This is a genomic window from Rhizobium sp. 01L419 (genome assembly GCF_056400025.1).
In genome coordinates this window covers 129,713-146,953 of record NZ_JBFTSM010000018.1, presented here as the reverse complement: position 1 = coordinate 146,953, position 17,241 = coordinate 129,713, and the positions used below count along the sequence as shown (strand labels likewise).

Annotated in this window: 18 protein-coding genes and 1 pseudogene; 6 read left to right on the top strand and 13 right to left on the bottom strand. The window is 57.5% G+C overall.

All coding sequences use genetic code 11. The features are described 5' to 3' along the window. Positions 1–41: 41 nt before the first annotated feature. Both AC1DUP_RS29235 and AC1DUP_RS29230 read left to right on the top strand, forming a co-directional pair. Positions 42–332, top strand: a complete 291-nt coding sequence (locus tag AC1DUP_RS29235; RefSeq protein ID WP_113308639.1) for a SemiSWEET family transporter — start codon at positions 42–44, stop codon at positions 330–332. A 362-nt stretch (positions 333–694) separates the two neighbouring features. Next, positions 695–1,006, top strand: coding sequence for a hypothetical protein (locus tag AC1DUP_RS29230; RefSeq protein ID WP_477836177.1), 312 nt, complete (start codon positions 695–697; stop codon positions 1,004–1,006). 399 nt (positions 1,007–1,405) lie between these two features. Here AC1DUP_RS29230 and AC1DUP_RS29225 read toward each other — a convergent pair whose 3' ends face one another. Beyond that, positions 1,406–1,615, bottom strand: a complete 210-nt coding sequence (locus AC1DUP_RS29225; protein ID WP_113301890.1) for a hypothetical protein — start codon at positions 1,613–1,615, stop codon at positions 1,406–1,408. A 420-nt stretch (positions 1,616–2,035) separates the two neighbouring features. Between AC1DUP_RS29225 and AC1DUP_RS29220 the strand changes: the two genes are divergently transcribed. Beyond that, the gene (locus tag AC1DUP_RS29220; protein WP_113308638.1) at positions 2,036–2,572 is read left to right on the top strand and encodes a response regulator; all 537 of its coding nucleotides are present in this window, start codon (positions 2,036–2,038) and stop codon (positions 2,570–2,572) included. A 570-nt stretch (positions 2,573–3,142) separates the two neighbouring features. Here AC1DUP_RS29220 and AC1DUP_RS29215 read toward each other — a convergent pair. Both AC1DUP_RS29215 and AC1DUP_RS29210 read right to left on the bottom strand, forming a co-directional pair. Next, positions 3,143–3,652, bottom strand: coding sequence for a sigma-70 family RNA polymerase sigma factor (locus AC1DUP_RS29215; protein WP_113301892.1), 510 nt, complete (start codon positions 3,650–3,652; stop codon positions 3,143–3,145). A gap of 76 nt (positions 3,653–3,728) precedes the next feature. Next, a complete protein-coding gene (locus AC1DUP_RS29210; protein ID WP_113301893.1) occupies positions 3,729–4,112 on the bottom strand; it encodes a response regulator in 384 nt (127 codons plus the stop codon). A gap of 658 nt (positions 4,113–4,770) precedes the next feature. Between AC1DUP_RS29210 and AC1DUP_RS29205 the strand changes: the two are divergent. Next, a pseudogene (locus tag AC1DUP_RS29205) lies at positions 4,771–4,980 on the top strand (response regulator); the annotation flags it as partial. 260 nt (positions 4,981–5,240) lie between these two features. On the opposite strand, the gene treZ reads toward AC1DUP_RS29205, so the two are convergent. The 4 genes from treZ to AC1DUP_RS29185 all read right to left on the bottom strand — a co-directional run bounded on the left by treZ (position 5,241) and on the right by AC1DUP_RS29185 (position 10,190). Then, positions 5,241–7,016: a malto-oligosyltrehalose trehalohydrolase gene (treZ, locus tag AC1DUP_RS29200; protein WP_113509367.1), complete on the bottom strand. Its 1,776-nt coding sequence runs from the start codon at positions 7,014–7,016 to the stop codon at positions 5,241–5,243. Further along, a complete protein-coding gene (glgX, locus tag AC1DUP_RS29195; RefSeq protein ID WP_477836175.1) occupies positions 7,013–9,103 on the bottom strand; it encodes a glycogen debranching protein GlgX in 2,091 nt (696 codons plus the stop codon). The genes treZ and glgX overlap by 4 nt, the downstream gene beginning before the upstream one ends. Positions 9,104–9,410: 307 nt before the next feature. Then, positions 9,411–9,662 (bottom strand): hypothetical protein, encoded by a 252-nt coding sequence (locus AC1DUP_RS29190; protein ID WP_113301898.1) that lies wholly within the window; start codon positions 9,660–9,662, stop codon positions 9,411–9,413. A 366-nt stretch (positions 9,663–10,028) separates the two neighbouring features. Then, entirely contained in the window at positions 10,029–10,190 is a 162-nt protein-coding gene (locus AC1DUP_RS29185) for a carbon-nitrogen hydrolase family protein (protein ID WP_162748475.1), read from the bottom strand. A gap of 375 nt (positions 10,191–10,565) precedes the next feature. Here AC1DUP_RS29185 and AC1DUP_RS29180 point away from each other — a divergent pair, with 375 nt between their 5' ends. Then, the gene (locus AC1DUP_RS29180; RefSeq protein WP_113301899.1) at positions 10,566–11,018 is read left to right on the top strand and encodes a hypothetical protein; all 453 of its coding nucleotides are present in this window, start codon (positions 10,566–10,568) and stop codon (positions 11,016–11,018) included. Positions 11,019–11,290: 272 nt separating this feature from the next. Next, positions 11,291–11,818 (top strand): response regulator, encoded by a 528-nt coding sequence (locus tag AC1DUP_RS29175; RefSeq protein WP_477836172.1) that lies wholly within the window; start codon positions 11,291–11,293, stop codon positions 11,816–11,818. A 239-nt stretch (positions 11,819–12,057) separates the two neighbouring features. Here AC1DUP_RS29175 and AC1DUP_RS29170 read toward each other — a convergent pair whose 3' ends face one another. The 6 genes from AC1DUP_RS29170 to AC1DUP_RS29145 all read right to left on the bottom strand — a co-directional run bounded on the left by AC1DUP_RS29170 (position 12,058) and on the right by AC1DUP_RS29145 (position 17,032). Further along, positions 12,058–12,354, bottom strand: coding sequence for a PRC-barrel domain-containing protein (locus AC1DUP_RS29170; RefSeq protein ID WP_113308631.1), 297 nt, complete (start codon positions 12,352–12,354; stop codon positions 12,058–12,060). 1,277 nt (positions 12,355–13,631) lie between these two features. Further along, a complete protein-coding gene (locus tag AC1DUP_RS29165) occupies positions 13,632–14,627 on the bottom strand; it encodes a DUF3618 domain-containing protein (RefSeq protein WP_477836170.1) in 996 nt (331 codons plus the stop codon). Next, complete coding sequence (locus AC1DUP_RS29160; RefSeq protein ID WP_113308628.1) at positions 14,627–15,043, bottom strand: phage holin family protein; 417 nt, start codon at positions 15,041–15,043, stop codon at positions 14,627–14,629. Before AC1DUP_RS29160 ends, AC1DUP_RS29165 begins: the two co-directional genes overlap by 1 nt. Then, a complete protein-coding gene (locus AC1DUP_RS29155) occupies positions 15,036–15,605 on the bottom strand; it encodes a nutrient deprivation-induced protein (RefSeq protein WP_477836168.1) in 570 nt (189 codons plus the stop codon). Before AC1DUP_RS29155 ends, AC1DUP_RS29160 begins: the two co-directional genes overlap by 8 nt. Before the next feature lie 157 nt (positions 15,606–15,762). Next, positions 15,763–16,656 (bottom strand): DUF72 domain-containing protein, encoded by an 894-nt coding sequence (locus AC1DUP_RS29150; protein WP_113301907.1) that lies wholly within the window; start codon positions 16,654–16,656, stop codon positions 15,763–15,765. A 151-nt stretch (positions 16,657–16,807) separates the two neighbouring features. Next, complete coding sequence (locus tag AC1DUP_RS29145) at positions 16,808–17,032, bottom strand: hypothetical protein (RefSeq protein WP_162747308.1); 225 nt, start codon at positions 17,030–17,032, stop codon at positions 16,808–16,810. Positions 17,033–17,241 lie beyond the last annotated feature (209 nt).

Genomic DNA, 17,241 nt, shown 5'->3' with positions numbered 1-17,241 from the left:
CAGCGCCGGCGACTTGCCCCGGTCGCTTGAGAGACCACGTGATGGAGATTGCATCAGGTGTGGGCTATGCGGCCTCTTTATGTTCGGTTGCGAGTTTCGTGCCCCAAGTGCTCAAGGTCTTAAGCACCAGGGACACCGGGGCCATATCGACCCGAATGTATTTGTTGACGGTAGCGGGCTTTGCGCTGTGGACTTGGTTCGGCCTGCTGCAGGAAGAACTACCGATCGTTGCAACGAAGGCGGCCTGCTTCTGCCTGTCTGCCTTCATTCTCTACGTCAAGGTCCGTTTCGGTGACAAAACCCTTCCTGAAGGCTCCTACAATGGGCAATAGCGGATATCGAGCACTACGAGGTCTACCGGGAAAAAGGTGGCTTTGCCGCCTGGCCCGCCAATTACGGCGCGTGGATCTGGGGAGAGGAAGCACTGGTCGTTTTCGCGGCCGGGCACAAAGGCAGCCAGGGAAAATTGCACGCACGCGACAAGAACAGACCTTTCCCGCCCCTTCAGGCCCGCAGTTTCGACGCCGGCCGAAGCTGGATCATCGAGCCCTCCAATGGCCGTGTTCCGGGTGCGGAAAGCCTATCGGCTGACGAACATCTTTCGCCAGGTCTGAAAGCTGGCAACAATCTGGATCGCCTGGCACCGACGTCAGTACGATCCCCCGTCGATTTTCTCGATCCGGAGACGATCGTCATGGACGCACGCACCGGACTCGGCGGCGAGGCGCTCAGTTGGTTCTATGTTAGCCGGAACCGGGGCAAGCGCTGGGACGGGCCACATGCCTTCGCTGGTCTGTCGATCAACGGTTTAGCCGCGCGCACCGACATTGTCGCCCGTTCGTCAAACAAGGCGCTGTTGCTGCGTCAAGACACAGGACTGCGCCAGGAGCTTTCGCGAGATCGGTGCATCCGTCAAGGATCCCGACAATTATGCGATTATGCCAGCGAGCGTGCAGTTGTCCGACGGAACGATACTTTCGGTCATTCGCCGCGGCCGCGGTGTTGACGGTCCCGGTTGGCTCGACGCCTATTGCTCCATGGACGGGGGCTGCATATGGCGCAGGATCGGGACAGTCGTTGAAAACACCGGCAGGGGTGGCAATCCTCCCAGCCTGACGCTGTTGCCGGACGGTCGCCTTTACCTGGTGTATGGTGTGCGCGCCAAGCCTTGCGGTATTCGTTTGAAGACAAGCTCTGATGGCGGGAGAACCTGGTCTGATGAGCATGTGGTTCGTGGCGACGGCGGCCTTCCCGATCTCGGTTATGTGCGATCCGTCCTTCGCCCAATAGACGGTTGCTCTGTCTCTACTATTTCAATGAGGGGATGAGCGCTATAGCCGCATCGATCATCGATACCTCAAGCTTTGCATGAGGAGGTCGTCTTGATGACAGTTTCAGGCCAACGTCAATCCGGCCCGCTCCACACGATGCCGTCCCCTCGGTCGGTTTCCGAGACAGCAGTTCGCCATTCGATGAGAAAGCCGACGCCTTCGAGCGCTTCTAGGATGTCAGCCCGATGGGCGGCTTCCATTCCAGCGAGCGTCGCGTTCAACGCAACGAGCCCGCCCTGCCTGTAGATCTCGATATATTGGTCGATGATGAGTGTTGATTTCATTGGTGCCTGTCGATGACGTTCCGTTCGTTGCAACAACCCGCAACGTCAGCCCAAGTTCCCGTCGCAGGTGGGAGATCTCGTGCCGAACCCATAGGTCGTGTGCGGAGTATCCTTGGAAACGAGCAGTGGCCAGGGCTTAGCAGAAGCAACAGGCGCTGCCGTGGTTTGCTAACGCCGCGATAGCCAACGGCTGCTCGAGGGAGTCGCTCGATGGTCCGGCTGGCGCCGGGGTGAAGCCGACGGAAAGGCCGCAACAGAGATCGGCGAGCAAAGACCCGGAATGATGAATTTGCTGCCTTCACCCCGTCTGTGCGTCCGCCAGCGTACATACGGGCTGTCACCGGGTTTAACGAGCTCACCAAAAGGAACTCGTGATGCTGCGTAGCGTTTAGATAGCCGCCAAAGACGGGATGGAAAACTATGAACAACAATCGCAATGAATGGATCGCGGCACGGGCCTACTCGCTCTGGGAGCAGGCAGGCAAGCCGTTCGGCCAGGACGAGATCCACTGGCAACAAGCTGTACTCGAGCGCGAGCTTCTGGAGACAACTCAAGCATCGGCCGACGGTAGGGAAGTGATGGAACGACCAAGGGCAGCCGTGACCGTTGAGGACGAGCCGCGAATTGTCCTCGTTGTCGAGGACGAGTTCCAGCTACGTTACAACATTGTCGATTTTTTGGATCAAGCAGGCTTCAGGACCCTAGAGGCAGCGAACGCCGACGAGGCGCTGGTTCTATTGAAGAACAACGTCGTCGACACGCTCTACACGGATATCGATATGCCGGGCAGCTTGGATGGCCTTGGTCTCGTTGCCAAGGTTCGTTCTCATTGGCCGTCAACCCGCGTGATCGTGACATCTGGACTTGTCAAGCTCTCTCACAAGGACATGGAAGCGGGCGTTACCTTTGTCGCCAAACCCACGGCCGGGTTGGAGTTACTTAAGCTCATGGCCTAGCCCGGTTCGCAGGCAGGCATAGATGAGGTAATCATAGAGGTCCAATGATCTTTCGGTGGAGCGGCGGCAACAAGATGCCCTCTCGCAGGGAGGCTGCCAGAGGGCATCCAATGGAGGCGACGCCGGCCTGGCACCGGCAGCTCGGGGAGGGAAAGATCATCGCCGTCTCGAACGCAGGAACTTTGCCGACGACCACTTGTTCCCTCAAAAATTTGGAGGGCCCCATGTCGAAACTTGAGACTTGGTGGTTGCCTTTGTCGGATTCCTGTTCTCCAGCTGCCCGGCTAGACATTTAGAGGCGAACGACTTCGATCGTCTCACCCAGGCGGCGGTGGGCGCGTCAATGATTAGATTTCCCAACCGGCGTGCGAACTCACCGCCACTCACTTCAAAGCGGAGTGTCGTCTGCCCGGGGAGCCCGCATGCGACGCGAAGGGAACGTCAACGTGATCAGCAGCATTATCAATAAAAGATCGGTGCTCCGTCAGGCCTGCGGTGATACTCGAAAGGGTGGAACCCTTGGGCGTTGATGATCGTTGGAATCTTCCAGCAAGGTACCAGTGAGTCGTCCTAACGAGCGGCTTCTTCACCAAGGCGCTTGCTCAGTTTGAGACGTGCACGATTGAGCCGGCTCTTGATTGTGCCCGTCGCACAGTGGAAATGTGATGCAGCGTCTTCGTACGAACGCCCTTCGACCAGCACATATTCGAAGACGGATCGATAAGGCTCGTTCAGTGCAGCGCAAGCGACTTCGAGTTCCCGGCCGCGTATATGCCACTCCTGATCAGCCAACACGGAGACATCCAGCGATGCGCATTCGGCACCGCCAAGGATTTCACGCTTTCTTGCCTGGTATTGCGTGCAGAACGTGTTGCGCATGATGGTAAACAGCCATGATTTCAGCCGGGTACCTTGCTGAAACCGATCGATATGGCTCAGCGCTCTGACGAGCGTTTCTTGTACCAGATCATCGGCGTCGCCAGGATTTTTTTGGAAGGTTCGCGCAAAACCCCGCAACGCTGGCATCAGCCCTACCAATTCGCTCTCCAACGGGGCGTACTTGTCATCTTCTAATGTCATTCGTTCGTTCCTCCACCTGAGCAGATAAAGGACAAGCGGTTTCTTGGTTCCTCACCCGTACGCTAGCGTACGGGCTTTATTGGGCGTTCGGCGCAGGATTAAAGAGCGCTGTTGCGATGTCGTCGAGTGCATTTGGTTTGCCGGCAAGATAATAACCTCCATAACGCTGCGGAATATCACTGCCGAGATAAGCTGTGGCGAAGACAAATGGAATTCCAATGTCTTGAAGCCGTTCTGCGATCGGGAAAACCGTCTCTCCGTCGAGCCGAATATCCAGGATCGCGCCTTCGATCACGTGCTCGTCGATCAAGGCCAATCCGATGTCAACGGATGGAGCAGGACCTATGACAGTGGCGCCGGCCCTTTCCAAGGCGCGTCTCGCTTCATCTGCAACAAAATACTCATCTTCGACGATCAGGATACGTTTCCCCTTGAACAGGTGAAGACTTTCACTTCCCATTAGACGCATTCCCCCGTCATCGACAGCCACCCCATTCAAAAGGCCTCCGAAGCCCTGCAGCTAATCTGGCAAACTTTCTATCATCGAGTCCACCTCCTGCGCTTGGATGTCATAGTCTAAGCATCACCACGAAAAGAAGGTCCGGCAAAGCGGCCTTGACCGAGATCAGCACGCAAGACTCATGCCAATTTGTCAATGAACGTTATACTAGCTGCGCTGCGCCACGCCATTAGAAATGCATGCTTTTGGCCATTTGGAGCATCCAGGACGAGCGGGCCAGGATCGCGCAGAGGGCGGCGGGGGCGACCCTGGTTGCACGGCTTGCCTCAAGCAGGCAGACCCAACAATTGGTTCAAGCCAAGCATGCGGCGGTTGATTGCGGGAAGTCGAACGCGCACTGGCTCCTTATTGGGTGACGTCCGGGTGTTCACCTCGAAGCTCTATTCACAGCCAAGACGGCGGCACTGGTTTTTCAAATTCGGCCGACGACTTTTAAGGCAGTCTTCGGTCAGAATGGGAACAGTTCTGGGTGAACAAAGTTCAGTGTCGGTAGCGTTCACATCGCTGTCGGGTGGGCAGTCTTCAACGTGCTTGGCAGCCTCGTGTTCCTGTTCAATCTTCAGCAGCGGACCGCTATCGGCCGAAGCCTGAGCCTGGCGTGGCACTTGTCGATCTTGGCCTTTCCGACGGCTCGAGCGGAGCGGCGCTCGCACGAAGGCTGATCGATCGGTTCCAGATCAAGGTAATCTTCGTTACCGGTCGCCCCGGCGCCGTCGGCCGCGGTCTTGAAGGTTCGCGGGACGTGATCGGAAAACCTTTTTCTGACGAGAGCGTTCGTCGCAGTCTCGCGAAGGCGGCAAACGCTTGACGAACTTGGACACACTTGGCCGGCCAACCAGGAACTAGCTATTACAAACATTCGCGCGGGTGGCCGCAAGCGACCCGGGAAGGCCTTCGCGAGGCTCGCTGCAACGCCAGAGCATAGAAGAGCCGCAGACCCGTCGCTCAAGGCAATGTTTAGCGCCGAGATGGCTCATTCGATCGAACGATGCGCGCAAGGAGAGCAGAGCAATCGGCAAAATGCCCATTGCAGCCTTCAGACACGTCCCATCACGTGATGGCACCCTGTTAGACAAAGGACCAGAATACCGACCAGGGATCCATCCGCCCCTCCTCGTGCGAACCGAGAGCAAAGATTGCCACCTCAGGGTTTGCCTCTTCATCAGAGTCGACGATCTGGTTGCTCAAGTTTGCACAAAGGCGCAGCCTGCGACCGTCCGAAAGGTGCCATTGAACGGAAAGCGCGGCACCCGCGCGCGCGCGATAGCTTGCAGTGCCGCCGACAATGTCCGGTAAAATAGGGGCTATGCTGTCTCGGCGGATGGACAGCAGCTCTTTGTAGAACAACAGCCAGCGTCTGGCATCCTCCGTCTCCCGCTTTGTCCAATCGAGCTTCGCGGACAAGAAGGTTGCTTCATCGGTCGGATCAGGCAGATCGTCGGCGTCGAAACCGGGAAGACGGGACAATTCCTCGCGACGCCCTCGCCTTACCTTTTCGTTGAGATCCTCATTAAAATCGCAGAAATAGGGAAACGGCTCTCTGGCGCCCCACTCCTCGCCCATGAAAATCATGGGGACGTGCGGAGAGAGCAGATAGATGGCCGCGATAGCAAATAGAACGTTCTCCGGCCGGCCTGCAACCATGCGATCGCCGAGCGCACGATTTCCGATCTGATCATGGTTCTGGATAAAAGAAATGAATGCCGAAGGCGGAAGGTGGCCGCTCGGCGTTCCCCGCTCCTCGCCGCGATAGGGCATATGTTCGCCTTGAAACACAAAACCCTCCGCCAGTGCTCGCCCGAGCTTTGCATTCGCATCGAGGTAGTCGGAGTAGTAGCCGAAAGATTCACCAGTCGCTGCGACGTGCAGGACATGATGGATGTCGTCGTTCCATTGTGCCGAAAAGAGGCGAGGTTGCCCCTGGCCGTCGCGCGCAAGGAGATTACCATCATTGTTTTCATTTTCGACGATCAGGTGAACCGGGCGCCCACCGGCGGCAGCCTTCACTCGGCGTGCTAGCTCGTGAAGAAGATGCTCGCCCGACCCATCCTTGATTGCATGGACCGCGTCCAGGCGGAGACCATCGAGCCTGAATTCGGTGATCCAGTAAATGGCATTCTGAATGATGAACTCCCGGACCAGATGCGATCGGTCCCCGTCATAATTGATGGCACTCCCCCACGGGGTCTTGTGTTTGTCGGTAAAGAGTGGCGCGTAAATCGGCAGGTAATTTCCGTCCGGTCCGAAGTGGTTGTAGACCACATCGAGAAAAACGCAGATCCCGCGTACGTGAGCCTCGTCGATCAGCCGTTTGAACTCTTCCGGTCGGCCGTAACTCCCGTCCGGCGCGTAGGGCAGCACGCCGTCGTATCCCCAATTACGCCGTCCCGGAAAATCGGCGACAGGCATGATCTGGATAGCTGTCACGCCAAGCGAACTCAGATGGTCGAGACGGTCGATGGCAGCGGTGAAGGTCCCCTCCCTTGTGAATGCACCGAGATGGAGTTCATAAAGGACGAGGTCATCAAAACCACGACCGTTCCAACCCGCCGTTTTCCACCGATAAGCATCGGGATCGATGACTTCGCTCGGCCCATGGACGTCACGGGGCTGGAAACGGGAGGCTGGATCCGGGACAGCAAGACCATCCTGCAAAATGAAGGAATAGGCTGCGCCGGGGCGCGCACCATCAACCTCGCAATGATGCCAACCGTCCGTCGATCCAACCATCTTAAACGTTCGCTCCCCATCGATTGCGAGTGCGACATCTGACTGGAAGGGCGCCCACAGACGGAAACGTATACCGTTTGGCGTGATTTCAGGTCCAAAATCGAATTCTATCATGATCCACCTTTCGAGCCTGCGTGCAGTATTAGGACGCTACGCGCCGGCAGGGTATATTCCGGAGACTCGACCTTGCGGGGCTCGGAAAGTGGATCGGCAGTATCGAGAGCCACGGTCCACCCGCCGCGGGCCTCCGGCAGCGAAAAGGGCACATCTCCATCATGCGGGTTGAACAGGATCATCACGTCGCGCCAATTGTCCTCATGGTCATTTTCCTGTTGAAGCGACAATCTGAGTCCTATCGTCGTACTGCCGGCGTGGGCCCATTGCTCCTCGTTTTGTTCGCCGCCGCCCGGATTGATCCAGGTCACCGTCATGCCGTCGCGCCAACTGGCGCGACGAAAGATCGGCTGTTCACGGCGCAAGGCGGTCAAGCGCTTGGTGAACTCACGAAGGGCTTCGGCACTCTCCGGCAGGTGCTCCCAATGCACCCAGCTCAGCTCGTTGTCCTGGCAATATCCATTATTGTTGCCCATCTGACTGCGTCCGAACTCGTCGCCGGCAAGGAGCATCGGCGTGCCATGCGACAGAAAGAGTGTCGCAAGCAGGTTGCGCTTCTGCCGGTCGCGCACCGTATTGATGCCATCGTCATCGGTCGGGCCTTCGACGCCGTAGTTGAAACTGCGGTTATCGTTATGGCCGTCCGTATTGTCTTCCTTGTTAGCGTCGTTGTGTTTGTCACTATAGGAGACGAGATCGTTTAGCGTGAAACCGTCGTGGGCAGTGATGAAGTTCACGCCCGCCCAAGGCCTGCGACCGCGCAGGTCATAGACGTCGCCAGAGCCAAGAACACGGGCCGCGAAATCCTGCGTCGTGCCGTCTTCATCCTTCCAATAGTCGCGAACCGTGTCGCGATATTTGTCGTTCCACTCTGCCCAACCCGGCGGGAAGCCACCCACCTGGTAGCCGCCTGGTCCGACGTCCCAAGGCTCGCCGATCAGCTTGACCCTGGATAGCACAGGGTCCTGGCCAATGGCGTCAAAGAAGCCGCCGCGTTGGTCAAAGCCCTCCGGCTCTCGGCCTAGGATCGTGCCGAGATCGAAACGGAAACCATCTACATGCATGTCTTGCGTCCAATAACGCAGCGAATCTGTGATCATCTGCAGCACGCGCGGATGTGACGTGTTGACAGTATTTCCAGTCCCTGTGTCGTTGATATAGTAGCGCGGTTCCTCGGGCATGGTGCGATAATAGGAGAAATTGTCGATGCCCTTGAAGCAAAGGGTGGGGCCGAGTTCATTGCCCTCGGCTGTATGGTTGTAGACGACATCTAGGATGACTTCGATGTCGGCATCGTGGAAGGCCCGGACCATGTCGCGAAAACCGGAAATCCCATTCGGCCCAAAATACCGGGACGCCGGCGCGAAAAAGGCGAGGCTGTTATAGCCCCAATAATTCTTCAGCCCACGATCGAGGAGATGGGCATCATCGGGGAACCAGTGGATCGGCAACAATTCGATCGATGTTACACCGAGGCTTTTCACATAGTCGACGATTTGCCTATTGCCGAGGCCATCGAACGTACCGCGAAGTGGCTCGGGTAACGCCGGATGTAACTGTGTGAAGCCTTTGACATGCGTTTCATAGAAGATCGTGTTCGCCCAGCTGATGGCAGGGCCGGTGTCGCCCTTCCAGTCGTACTCAGAAGGATCCGCCACCTTGCATTTGGGCATGGATGAGGCGCTGTCACTCTCGTCGAAGGACAGATCCTTATCGACGCTGTCCATCTGATAAGCGAATTGCGCCTGCCCCCAGTCGATATTTCCAACGAGTTCGCGGGCATAGGGATCGATCAAAAGCTTGTTGGCATTGAAGCGATGACCCCGTTCGGGGTCATAAGGGCCATAAACCCGGTAACCATAAAGCGTTCCAGCTTTCAGCCCGGGCACATATCCGTGCCAGATTTCATTTGTGAACTCGGGGAGGACAAGGCGCCCCACCTCCGTCCTTCCGTCAGCTGAGAATAGGCATAATTCTACGCGTTCGGCATGCGCGCTGAAAAGAGCGAAATTCACACCATCGCCGTCGTAGTTCGCGCCGAGGCGTGTGAAATCCCCCGGTAAAATTTCCAACTTCGGTTTTGTCATGTCGTCCGCCTTGTTTCTGCCGCCCCTAAATCTTCACGCAGCCCAATAGTTCCGCTTTGTCACCTTGCGTACGGTGCGGCAGCCAGCAGATTGGCGGAGGAGAGGCGCATTTTGTTCAGTTTCGCCGCCATCTTGCCCCCAAGTGTGGCAGCGTGCGCTGGGCGAGATCGCATAGTGCGCGCCAGCCAGGGGCGACGGCTTTCACCGGCAGTCATGTCAGTTTGGTGACCTGCGGTCATGCGCTTTTCGACGAAGCGGAAGACAACATATGCATGAGACGGCAGCAGAGACGCGCTCAGCTGCCGGATTACCCTGCCAAAGCATCGTTCGGCAGCGCGATGGAGATGTCTTCAGAGAGCCACTTATGGGCGCCGATTGCGGCGCGCAGTTCAGGAAGCGTTCCGTTCCCCTGGCGAAACAGCGTGAAAACGGTAGCAGCTGCTATTTCATATTCCGGATCCTGCCGGCTTACGCCCTTCGCAACCCGCCATTCTTCGAGCGCCTGGGCGATGAAATCGAGTTCTACTGAGCCGAATGTGGCGTTGACGAAATCGCTCATTGGGATCCCCTGAATTCACGCGGGGGGGGGGGAGATGGCAATTTCTCGCATGCGATTCAAGGGCCGCCGACGCCTCCTTCATCGAGGTCGGCCCATCTCGTCCGCACTTAGTCGATGGTAGCGACGAATTCGCCAGCGCCACCAAACTTTCAGGCAAGTGATTGGCAGTGAAAATTGAGCCTGAGGAATGTCAGCGAGCCGCCCATTCCCACCGGCACGAGGCTGCGATCGCAGCCCTCTCTGTTGTTAGGGGCCTTCGGTTGCAGATGATGACCTGCGCCTTCTCTGAGGCGCCCCGGGCTTGCAAGATGCCCCGGGGTTACCGGCTACTATCGTTCATGGACGACAATTCGGTTGTACATCCGCTTAGACGATCGAAACCGGCATGTCGCTGACATCAACGCGATGTGCGTCCATCGGAATCCATGATCGCACCTGCCTCAGCGGGTCGCGATCAATCCTGGCACTGACAACACCAGGCCTGTCCCGGGCACGCGCGAGGATCTGTCCCCAGGGATCGCAGACCATCGAATTCCCAACATATACCGCTCCTCGCCGGTAACCGTCTTGTAGGAGCCGCATTGGCCGCAGGCGACCATGAAGGCCTGGAACTCGACTGTGCGGGCTCGGCACAGGACCTCCCAAAGGTATTTCCCGGTCTGGGTCGTGAAGGCCGCCGGCAGGATGAACCTCTCCATTCCGCAGATTCACCAAGTGTCATGCCATAGTCCGCCCCATACGCAGCGGCCCGTGCACAATGGGTCGACATGGAATACCTCTCCGGACTTAGGGTACGGAACCTCCGATGCTGCCATGATTGACTCTTCGGCATTGACGGAACATAATAAGAACATCCCAGGCACGTACGTGCCGCTCCGACAAAATTCGACAGGGAGAACGACGATGCAGATGCATTTGGACGACGGCGAAGCTTCGCCTGAGGTTACGGTGACGCCCTTTAACGGCGTCTATTGGGGCCCGCTTGCCCCGTTGACGGTCAATGGGGCCCACGAAATGCTGCTCCTCGCAATTAAGGGGCGCAAAGACGTCAAGCTCTTCACGGCGACAGCTTTCAATCGTGCATCAGACACGCCGTGTGCCTCTTTCGATATTGCGATCGACGCTCGGTCGGGCGACGGATGTGGTATCTTTCGCACGATTATCGTGGAGGCCGGACGCCATGAGCCTCATGATATCGCAACGCCGGCGTTCTGGTATCAATGCGAAAAGCCAGAGGAAGTGGTCGCCAAAGTTCACAAACATCTCGCCGACCTGAAGTTCTTCGATAATTTCTATTCGTATGTCGCGGCGGCAATCGACCTGATCGAGGAAGAGCATAATCAGCGCATTCATTGAAACCGGCCTCTGCGTCCTCGGCCAGTGGGGTCTTCGCTCATGATCGATCCGAGCCGATCACTGTCCTGACCACACTTGCGGTACGGTCGGGACGGAGCCTTTGTTCGCGCGCGGCAAGCCGCACGGATCAGCTGGCTGCGCTCGATGTGGCGATTAAGGAGCCGGAAAAACGGCTCGCCCTCCTGGAGCATCTGCAATACAAACCACATTGCACCCGAACCGGCTCAGACGCTAGTCGACCCGCATGCGTCGACGTGGAGGATCCATGTCCGATGACTATCGGGCTGACGCTGGGATATCGAATACGTCGTGCAGGAGTGAGCGGCGGATGGACTGCACACTGCTACGGAACCAATCGAAAGCAGCCGGGTTTAGTGGGTTTGGCCGGGAGTGGTTGTATGCGTGTGCTCGTTGTCGAAGACGAATTTCTGCTGGCGCTGGACGTGTCGCAAATGGTGGAGGATCTTGGCCACGAAGTCGTTGGACCGGCGGGCAGCTATTCTCAAGCAGTTGAGGCGATTGATTCAGCCGAGATCGCTCTGGTCGACGTGCGTTTGTCCGACGGTTTTACCGGGCCCGACGTCGCTGCCCATCTGGTCAACGAACATGCCGTCACCGTGGTTTTCGTCACCGGAAATCCGGAAGCAGTCTACGAAAACCCCGACGCGGTCGGCGTTCTGACGAAGCCATACTGCGCCGAGCAGATCGAGGAGGCCATCAATCTGGCGATGGCGTGTCATAGGGGAACCGAGCCACCGAAGACACGGTACGTCCAGCGGCTGCCGATAACTTTCCAATGACGCTGGAAGGAACGGATATTCGATAAGCAAAGACCTTGAGGGCCAACACATCTTGAAGGCCGGCGGCGCCCGGAAACATCCGACCATATCAAGGTTGCTACAGCCGCCATTCCTGGTAGTTGCGGGTATCCAGTTCCCAACCGAGATGGGAGGCGGCACCTATCAGTGCAAGTTGGCTTTCGGTCTATGCTTGTCCGGTAGAAGCCGACACCGTTGCAAGCTCCCAGGCCTTTGCGTTCTCAATCGCGATGCTCAGGCATGTCCTTGAGCTGCTCCTTGGTCCAGGCCGTTACCGCATGGACATCACCACTCTCGTCGCGCATGAAATCGAGGTCGGACATCGGAACGGAAACCGGCTTCGCGCCAATACCGAGGAAGCCGCCGACGTCGATAACAACGGCGGCGCCGGAGCCTGATCCATGCACATGGTCCACGCTTCCGACGGTATGGTCATCGGCCCCGTAGACGGTGGCTCCTTCCAGGATTGCGGGTGTAAGTTCGTCGGCACCGAGCCGGATGTGTTTACTGTGGTCCATCGTCAAGCTCCTCAATGGCGGTTGAACTCCATCAACTCGTCGAAACGAGCATTGTTCCGAGGAGTGAGGCGCCGGTCGCGTCCCAGGGGCCGGCAGATCAGCTGTGGCAGCGTCGCACAATGGTCGCTGACCGCCGACAAAAACCGGCAAGTAAGAATATCGAGGGAAGTCCACTTCGGTGCCTTTCCTTTTTGCTCGGCGCACCGGAGTGAACAATGGCTGTGCAGAAAGCATCCACAAGAAGTGCTTTGCGCGCGGCAGTCGATTTCGTCGATCAGGTCGCGGCGGGCGCTCAGTTGTCGAAGCGTCCGTACGGTAGCGGACAAAGCAACACGGCATATTGCGAATCTGGTCTTTGTCGATCGGAACTCAATTCTCCCGCGCCAGTGTTTGTTGCGAGCCAGCCACGCAGTTTCTACCAGAGATCATGGTGTAAGCAGAGGACCTAGAACGATGACAGGGATGGAGCCCGGCGGCTTTTATTGGGCTGTCGAGAAGCACGAGGATACAAGGGCAACGATCGTTCACGTCTCGACGGTGTTTGGGGAGGATCCGGAATATTGGACGCTAGCGGTGATCGGATCGGAACAGCATCGTATGCCGGACGAATTCGTCATAATATCGAGAATAGAATGTGACCATCCAGAAGTTCGCGCGCGGAATGTCGGACCAACAGTCTAGGGCAAGGGGTTTCTTACAGGTCCCCGCTTCAGCATGCGGTCGGTAACCAAAAGGCCGCCCCGGCGGTGTCATGGCTCCTGACTTGTGCTGGCTTTCTCGCAAAAGTGCGGGAAACAGAAACAGCGCCGTCCATTTTCGTCCTGAGTACTGCCATGATACCGGCCATGCGCAGGTTTTTAATGAATCCCCGCCAATAACGATCCGCTCAGTCAGCGGCACACACTGTCTCTGAGGAATTTCTCAACCACGCCCCGAAATGGGCGGAGCCTCCGATAGCAACCACGGCTGCCTCAACATCATCGCTGATTAGGAGGACTTCTAATTGTCCGTGGGGGGGATTTCAACGGATCCATACCGTTCTTGATCTGGAGTTCTCAGTTGTGCGAGCTTTGAGACGAATGCCTTTCAATTGGCGAACAAAACCATTCCTGCCGCGCCGCTTGCTGCTCTAGTCCTCAACGGTCACAACAGGCCCAACGCGCGAGGTTCCATCGACAGTGCCCGTATCAATCGAGCACCCGGTAATCATGACACGGGATCGGGACGCCATCACCTTATCGACCGAACAAGCGAGGGAGAATGGTTTTTAGTGGTTTCTAGGTTGCAGAGCCGCTGTTCTTCAGACGATCCACTTCATCGAGGACACGGTCCCTGGCCGTATCATGGAGGTCAGCGGTCACTGAAAGCGCTCTGTCAACGAGATCCGAGGCCGCATCTCTGCCATGTTCAACCGCCTCGCTTACGTCGGACGCGACCCTCGCCTTCACAGCGTCGGCCGCCTCTCCTATCATCTCATCCTCCTGTTCGGAGTGCGGAAGCGCTGCTCCGATCGCCGCTCCGACGGCAAAAGCCAGTGCGCCACCAACCAGCGGCTGATCGCGAAAATGCGACAGGATTGCTTGATTCAGGCGATTCGACTGATCCATGAGGTTTGTTCCCGTCGAGGCCGCCGTGCTGGAAACGGATTCTGCGGCCTCGCCGATCCTTTGCGTTGCGCCCTCTACTGCACCTTTGACATTGCCCCAGGTGTGGGATGCCCATCCGAGCGAGGCATCGAGAACCGCGCCGGCTTCGTCTCTGATGGAGGAAACCTGCTCACCGGCCGCGTCCGAAAAGCCCCGATAGGCTTTTCCCGTCGAATCAAGGAAATCGCCGGCGCGTCTCCCGGTCGCATCGGTTAGCGCCTTGAAATGCTGGCCTGCCTCATCCGTGAAATGACTATATCGACTACCACCGATGTCTTCGGGAGGACCAATCCGCTGAATTGTGCCACGGGCTGGATACAGGGGCAGAACGTCCTGCCCTGCCGTGGCCGGCGAGGCTTGAGATCCCTCCGCGCCCTGTTTGGCCACCAGCCACGCCAAGCTCACACCCATCAACGCTACTGGCAACGGATTAGTCCTGACGGCTTTCCCAAGATTGCTCAGATAGTCCGCGCCGCCGCTTCCCTTGGCGTAGGCAATGACCTCATCCACAAGCTGCCCCGGAGACATGCGTTCCTGGATCGCATCGATCCGTGCTCCGATCCTCTGGCGATCGACGTCGATTTCACGCTGGATATCAGCGGAGGATTTTTCTGAAGATTGCGTCATCACACTTTTTCCTTGACGATGTCGACATCACGGCGAAGCGAAGCGGTCGTGCGATCAAGTTTGAATTGCCCACCTCGCAGTGCGGTGATTCCTTTCGAGACAAGCAACCAAGCAATGCCGGCAATGACGAGGCCGACAATCAAGGCCGCAATCGCGTTGGCACTAATTTCAGTCATACCGTTTTGTGCAAGTGCCGCGGCCAGTCCGCTGACCAAGGCGCTGAGCAGCACGCCAACGGCGCCGATCGCAAGCACGACGCCAATCAAAAGAAGTTCGACGCCACTCAGCGCCTTATCGAGTTTTTCGGAAGCCTCGGTCTTTGCGAGATCGATTTCCTTGCGCAAGAGTCCTGTTACATCCGCAAGAAGCCCGCCCACGAGCTCGGCCAAAGGCGTATTGTCACCCGTCTTAGCCATTGTTTGGTCCTCCCGTGCGGTCGGACGAATCCTCCGCATTCACCCGCTCGGACGATCGGCGTGGCAAGGACGAAGGGGACGCGGGACGTTTCGCCGAGGCGGTCAGGAATCGGCTTGCAACCAGACCGGCCAGCGCGGCGGCGCCCAGAAAAGCGACGGGCTGACGACGGCCGAATGCCTCTGCCATGCCGGCGATTTCGCCGAGATCGCGCCCCTCCATATCTTTTGCAATTGCCTGGATGTCCTTGCCTATCCGGCTGGCCAGTCTGCCTACATCCCGCTGATCACCGGCTTCCAGTTCGCTGCCGACCTTTTCAAGGGCGGTAGCGATCCCACCAACCTGTCGCGCTGCGAAATTCTTTTGTTCGGCGACCGCATCCTGGACCTTGGCCATGACAGTTGCCGAACTTGTTCCAACGGCCTCTGCAGCCCGCGACAGGTCGTCAGAGACCCGGTCCTTGAGGTCGCCCAGTGTAGGCGTTCCGGTTGCGGACGGCACATTGATAGGTTTTGCGGCCGTACTGGAGGGCCACGAGCCAGCGTAGGGGGTTTCTTCAGGCATCTCTTCCTCCCCGGAGGTGGGTAAATTCTATTCGGATGCTTCCCAACCTCGCCGGAGGAGGTTTGTTCCCAAGTCGCTCGCCCCGTTCTTTCGAAAAACCGCAAGTTAATTTTCGTCATAATCTGTCCAACGCATCGGCTATGATGGAACGCGGTCCTCAGCACGCCTTCCCGGCGCGTTGACCAAGCAGTCGGCACAGGGTCTTGGCGTTCTTGGTCGCACTGGCGTCCCTGTCGTTGTTGAAATACGCCCAGACGCGCTTGGCCCCGCTCCCCTTGATTCGATCGGCCCAATTTTCCAGCTCAGCGTCGCTATAGTCGTGACGATACCAATTGGTCGTGCCATGGAAGCGCACATAGACGTCATCTGCCGTTTTTATGAGCTGATCGGGTAGACGGGGGCCGCTGATCGAACAGAAAATTACGCCTGCTGCTTCAAACTTTTTGAAAACGTTCTCTTCCCACCAGCTCTTGTGACGAAACTCCACAACATTTCGACGCCTTGGATCGAGCTGGCGCAGGATTAGCTCCAAGGTCTGTGGAGTGTAGCGGACGCTCGGTGGGAGCTGAAACAGGAAGCATCCCATGCGATGTCCCAGCATATCCCCAATGTAGGAAAAATCCTGGATCAGGTCATGGGTCCCTTCGAAACGCTTGATATGGGTGATCAGTTCGCAGACCTTGACAGTGTAGATGAACTCCTGGCTGGCTTGGCGAAGCCAGGTTTTCACCGTGGCGACCGTCGGCCAGGAATAAAATGGAGCGTTCAGTTCGACGGTTTGAAGCTGCGTTTGGTAGAAGGAGAACCATTGGTTCCGCGGCAAACCTTCGGGGTAAAAGCGACCATTCCAGTGCCAGTAATACCATCCAGAACAACCGACGTGGACACTGCCATCATGTTGGGTAGGACCCCCTAACCTCGATTCTCGCTGTTGCATCCTCTCATCGTGCATTTTGGAAGCGCGCGCTTCGTTGACGGCACGCTGCTTTTGCCGCCGTTCGTCCCGTCGGGCGTTGCGCTTTGCAAGTTCTTCTGTTGTTATGACCGGCAAATCGCACCTGCAGTTTTGAGTATGCGCGTTGCTAACGCGATTTCGAAACAGCTCAAACAACTCCGGTTCCCGCACTGTGTTCCGGTGCTTTAGTGAACTGGGTCGCGGACCTTGGCCTCTCGCTTCATGCAGCGATCGCGGCGTAGCCTGATTATTTACTAGTCCCCGATTGTTTCGGTACACTATTTCCCGGACCGGTTTCAGTGGGGGACTGCGGCGTCAGAAGAAACCACGCGCCGACGAGGATCAGGAACGCCGCAAGCAAAGCAACCGCCCAGGCAGATTTGGCAACACCGCCCTTGGGGGGATTGCGTTGTCCTTCGTAAGGCGTGGTCTGATCGGTTGAACCGTAAGAATCGCGGCCGTCATTTGTCATCGGAGCATCTCCCGCTACAGAGATCCAACATCGGTTGCGGACGCTTGTTCCAGCTTCTTTGTGAAGCAAATTGAACAACGGCCGCATCAGATCCCAGTCGACCAAACTAAGGCAGAGCGCTGACCTTGAGCCGCGGTGTAACCGAGCATGACGCGGCGCTCCCGCCACGCTGCCTAATCCCGTTGGCTCAGATTGGTTTGGGGCGATCG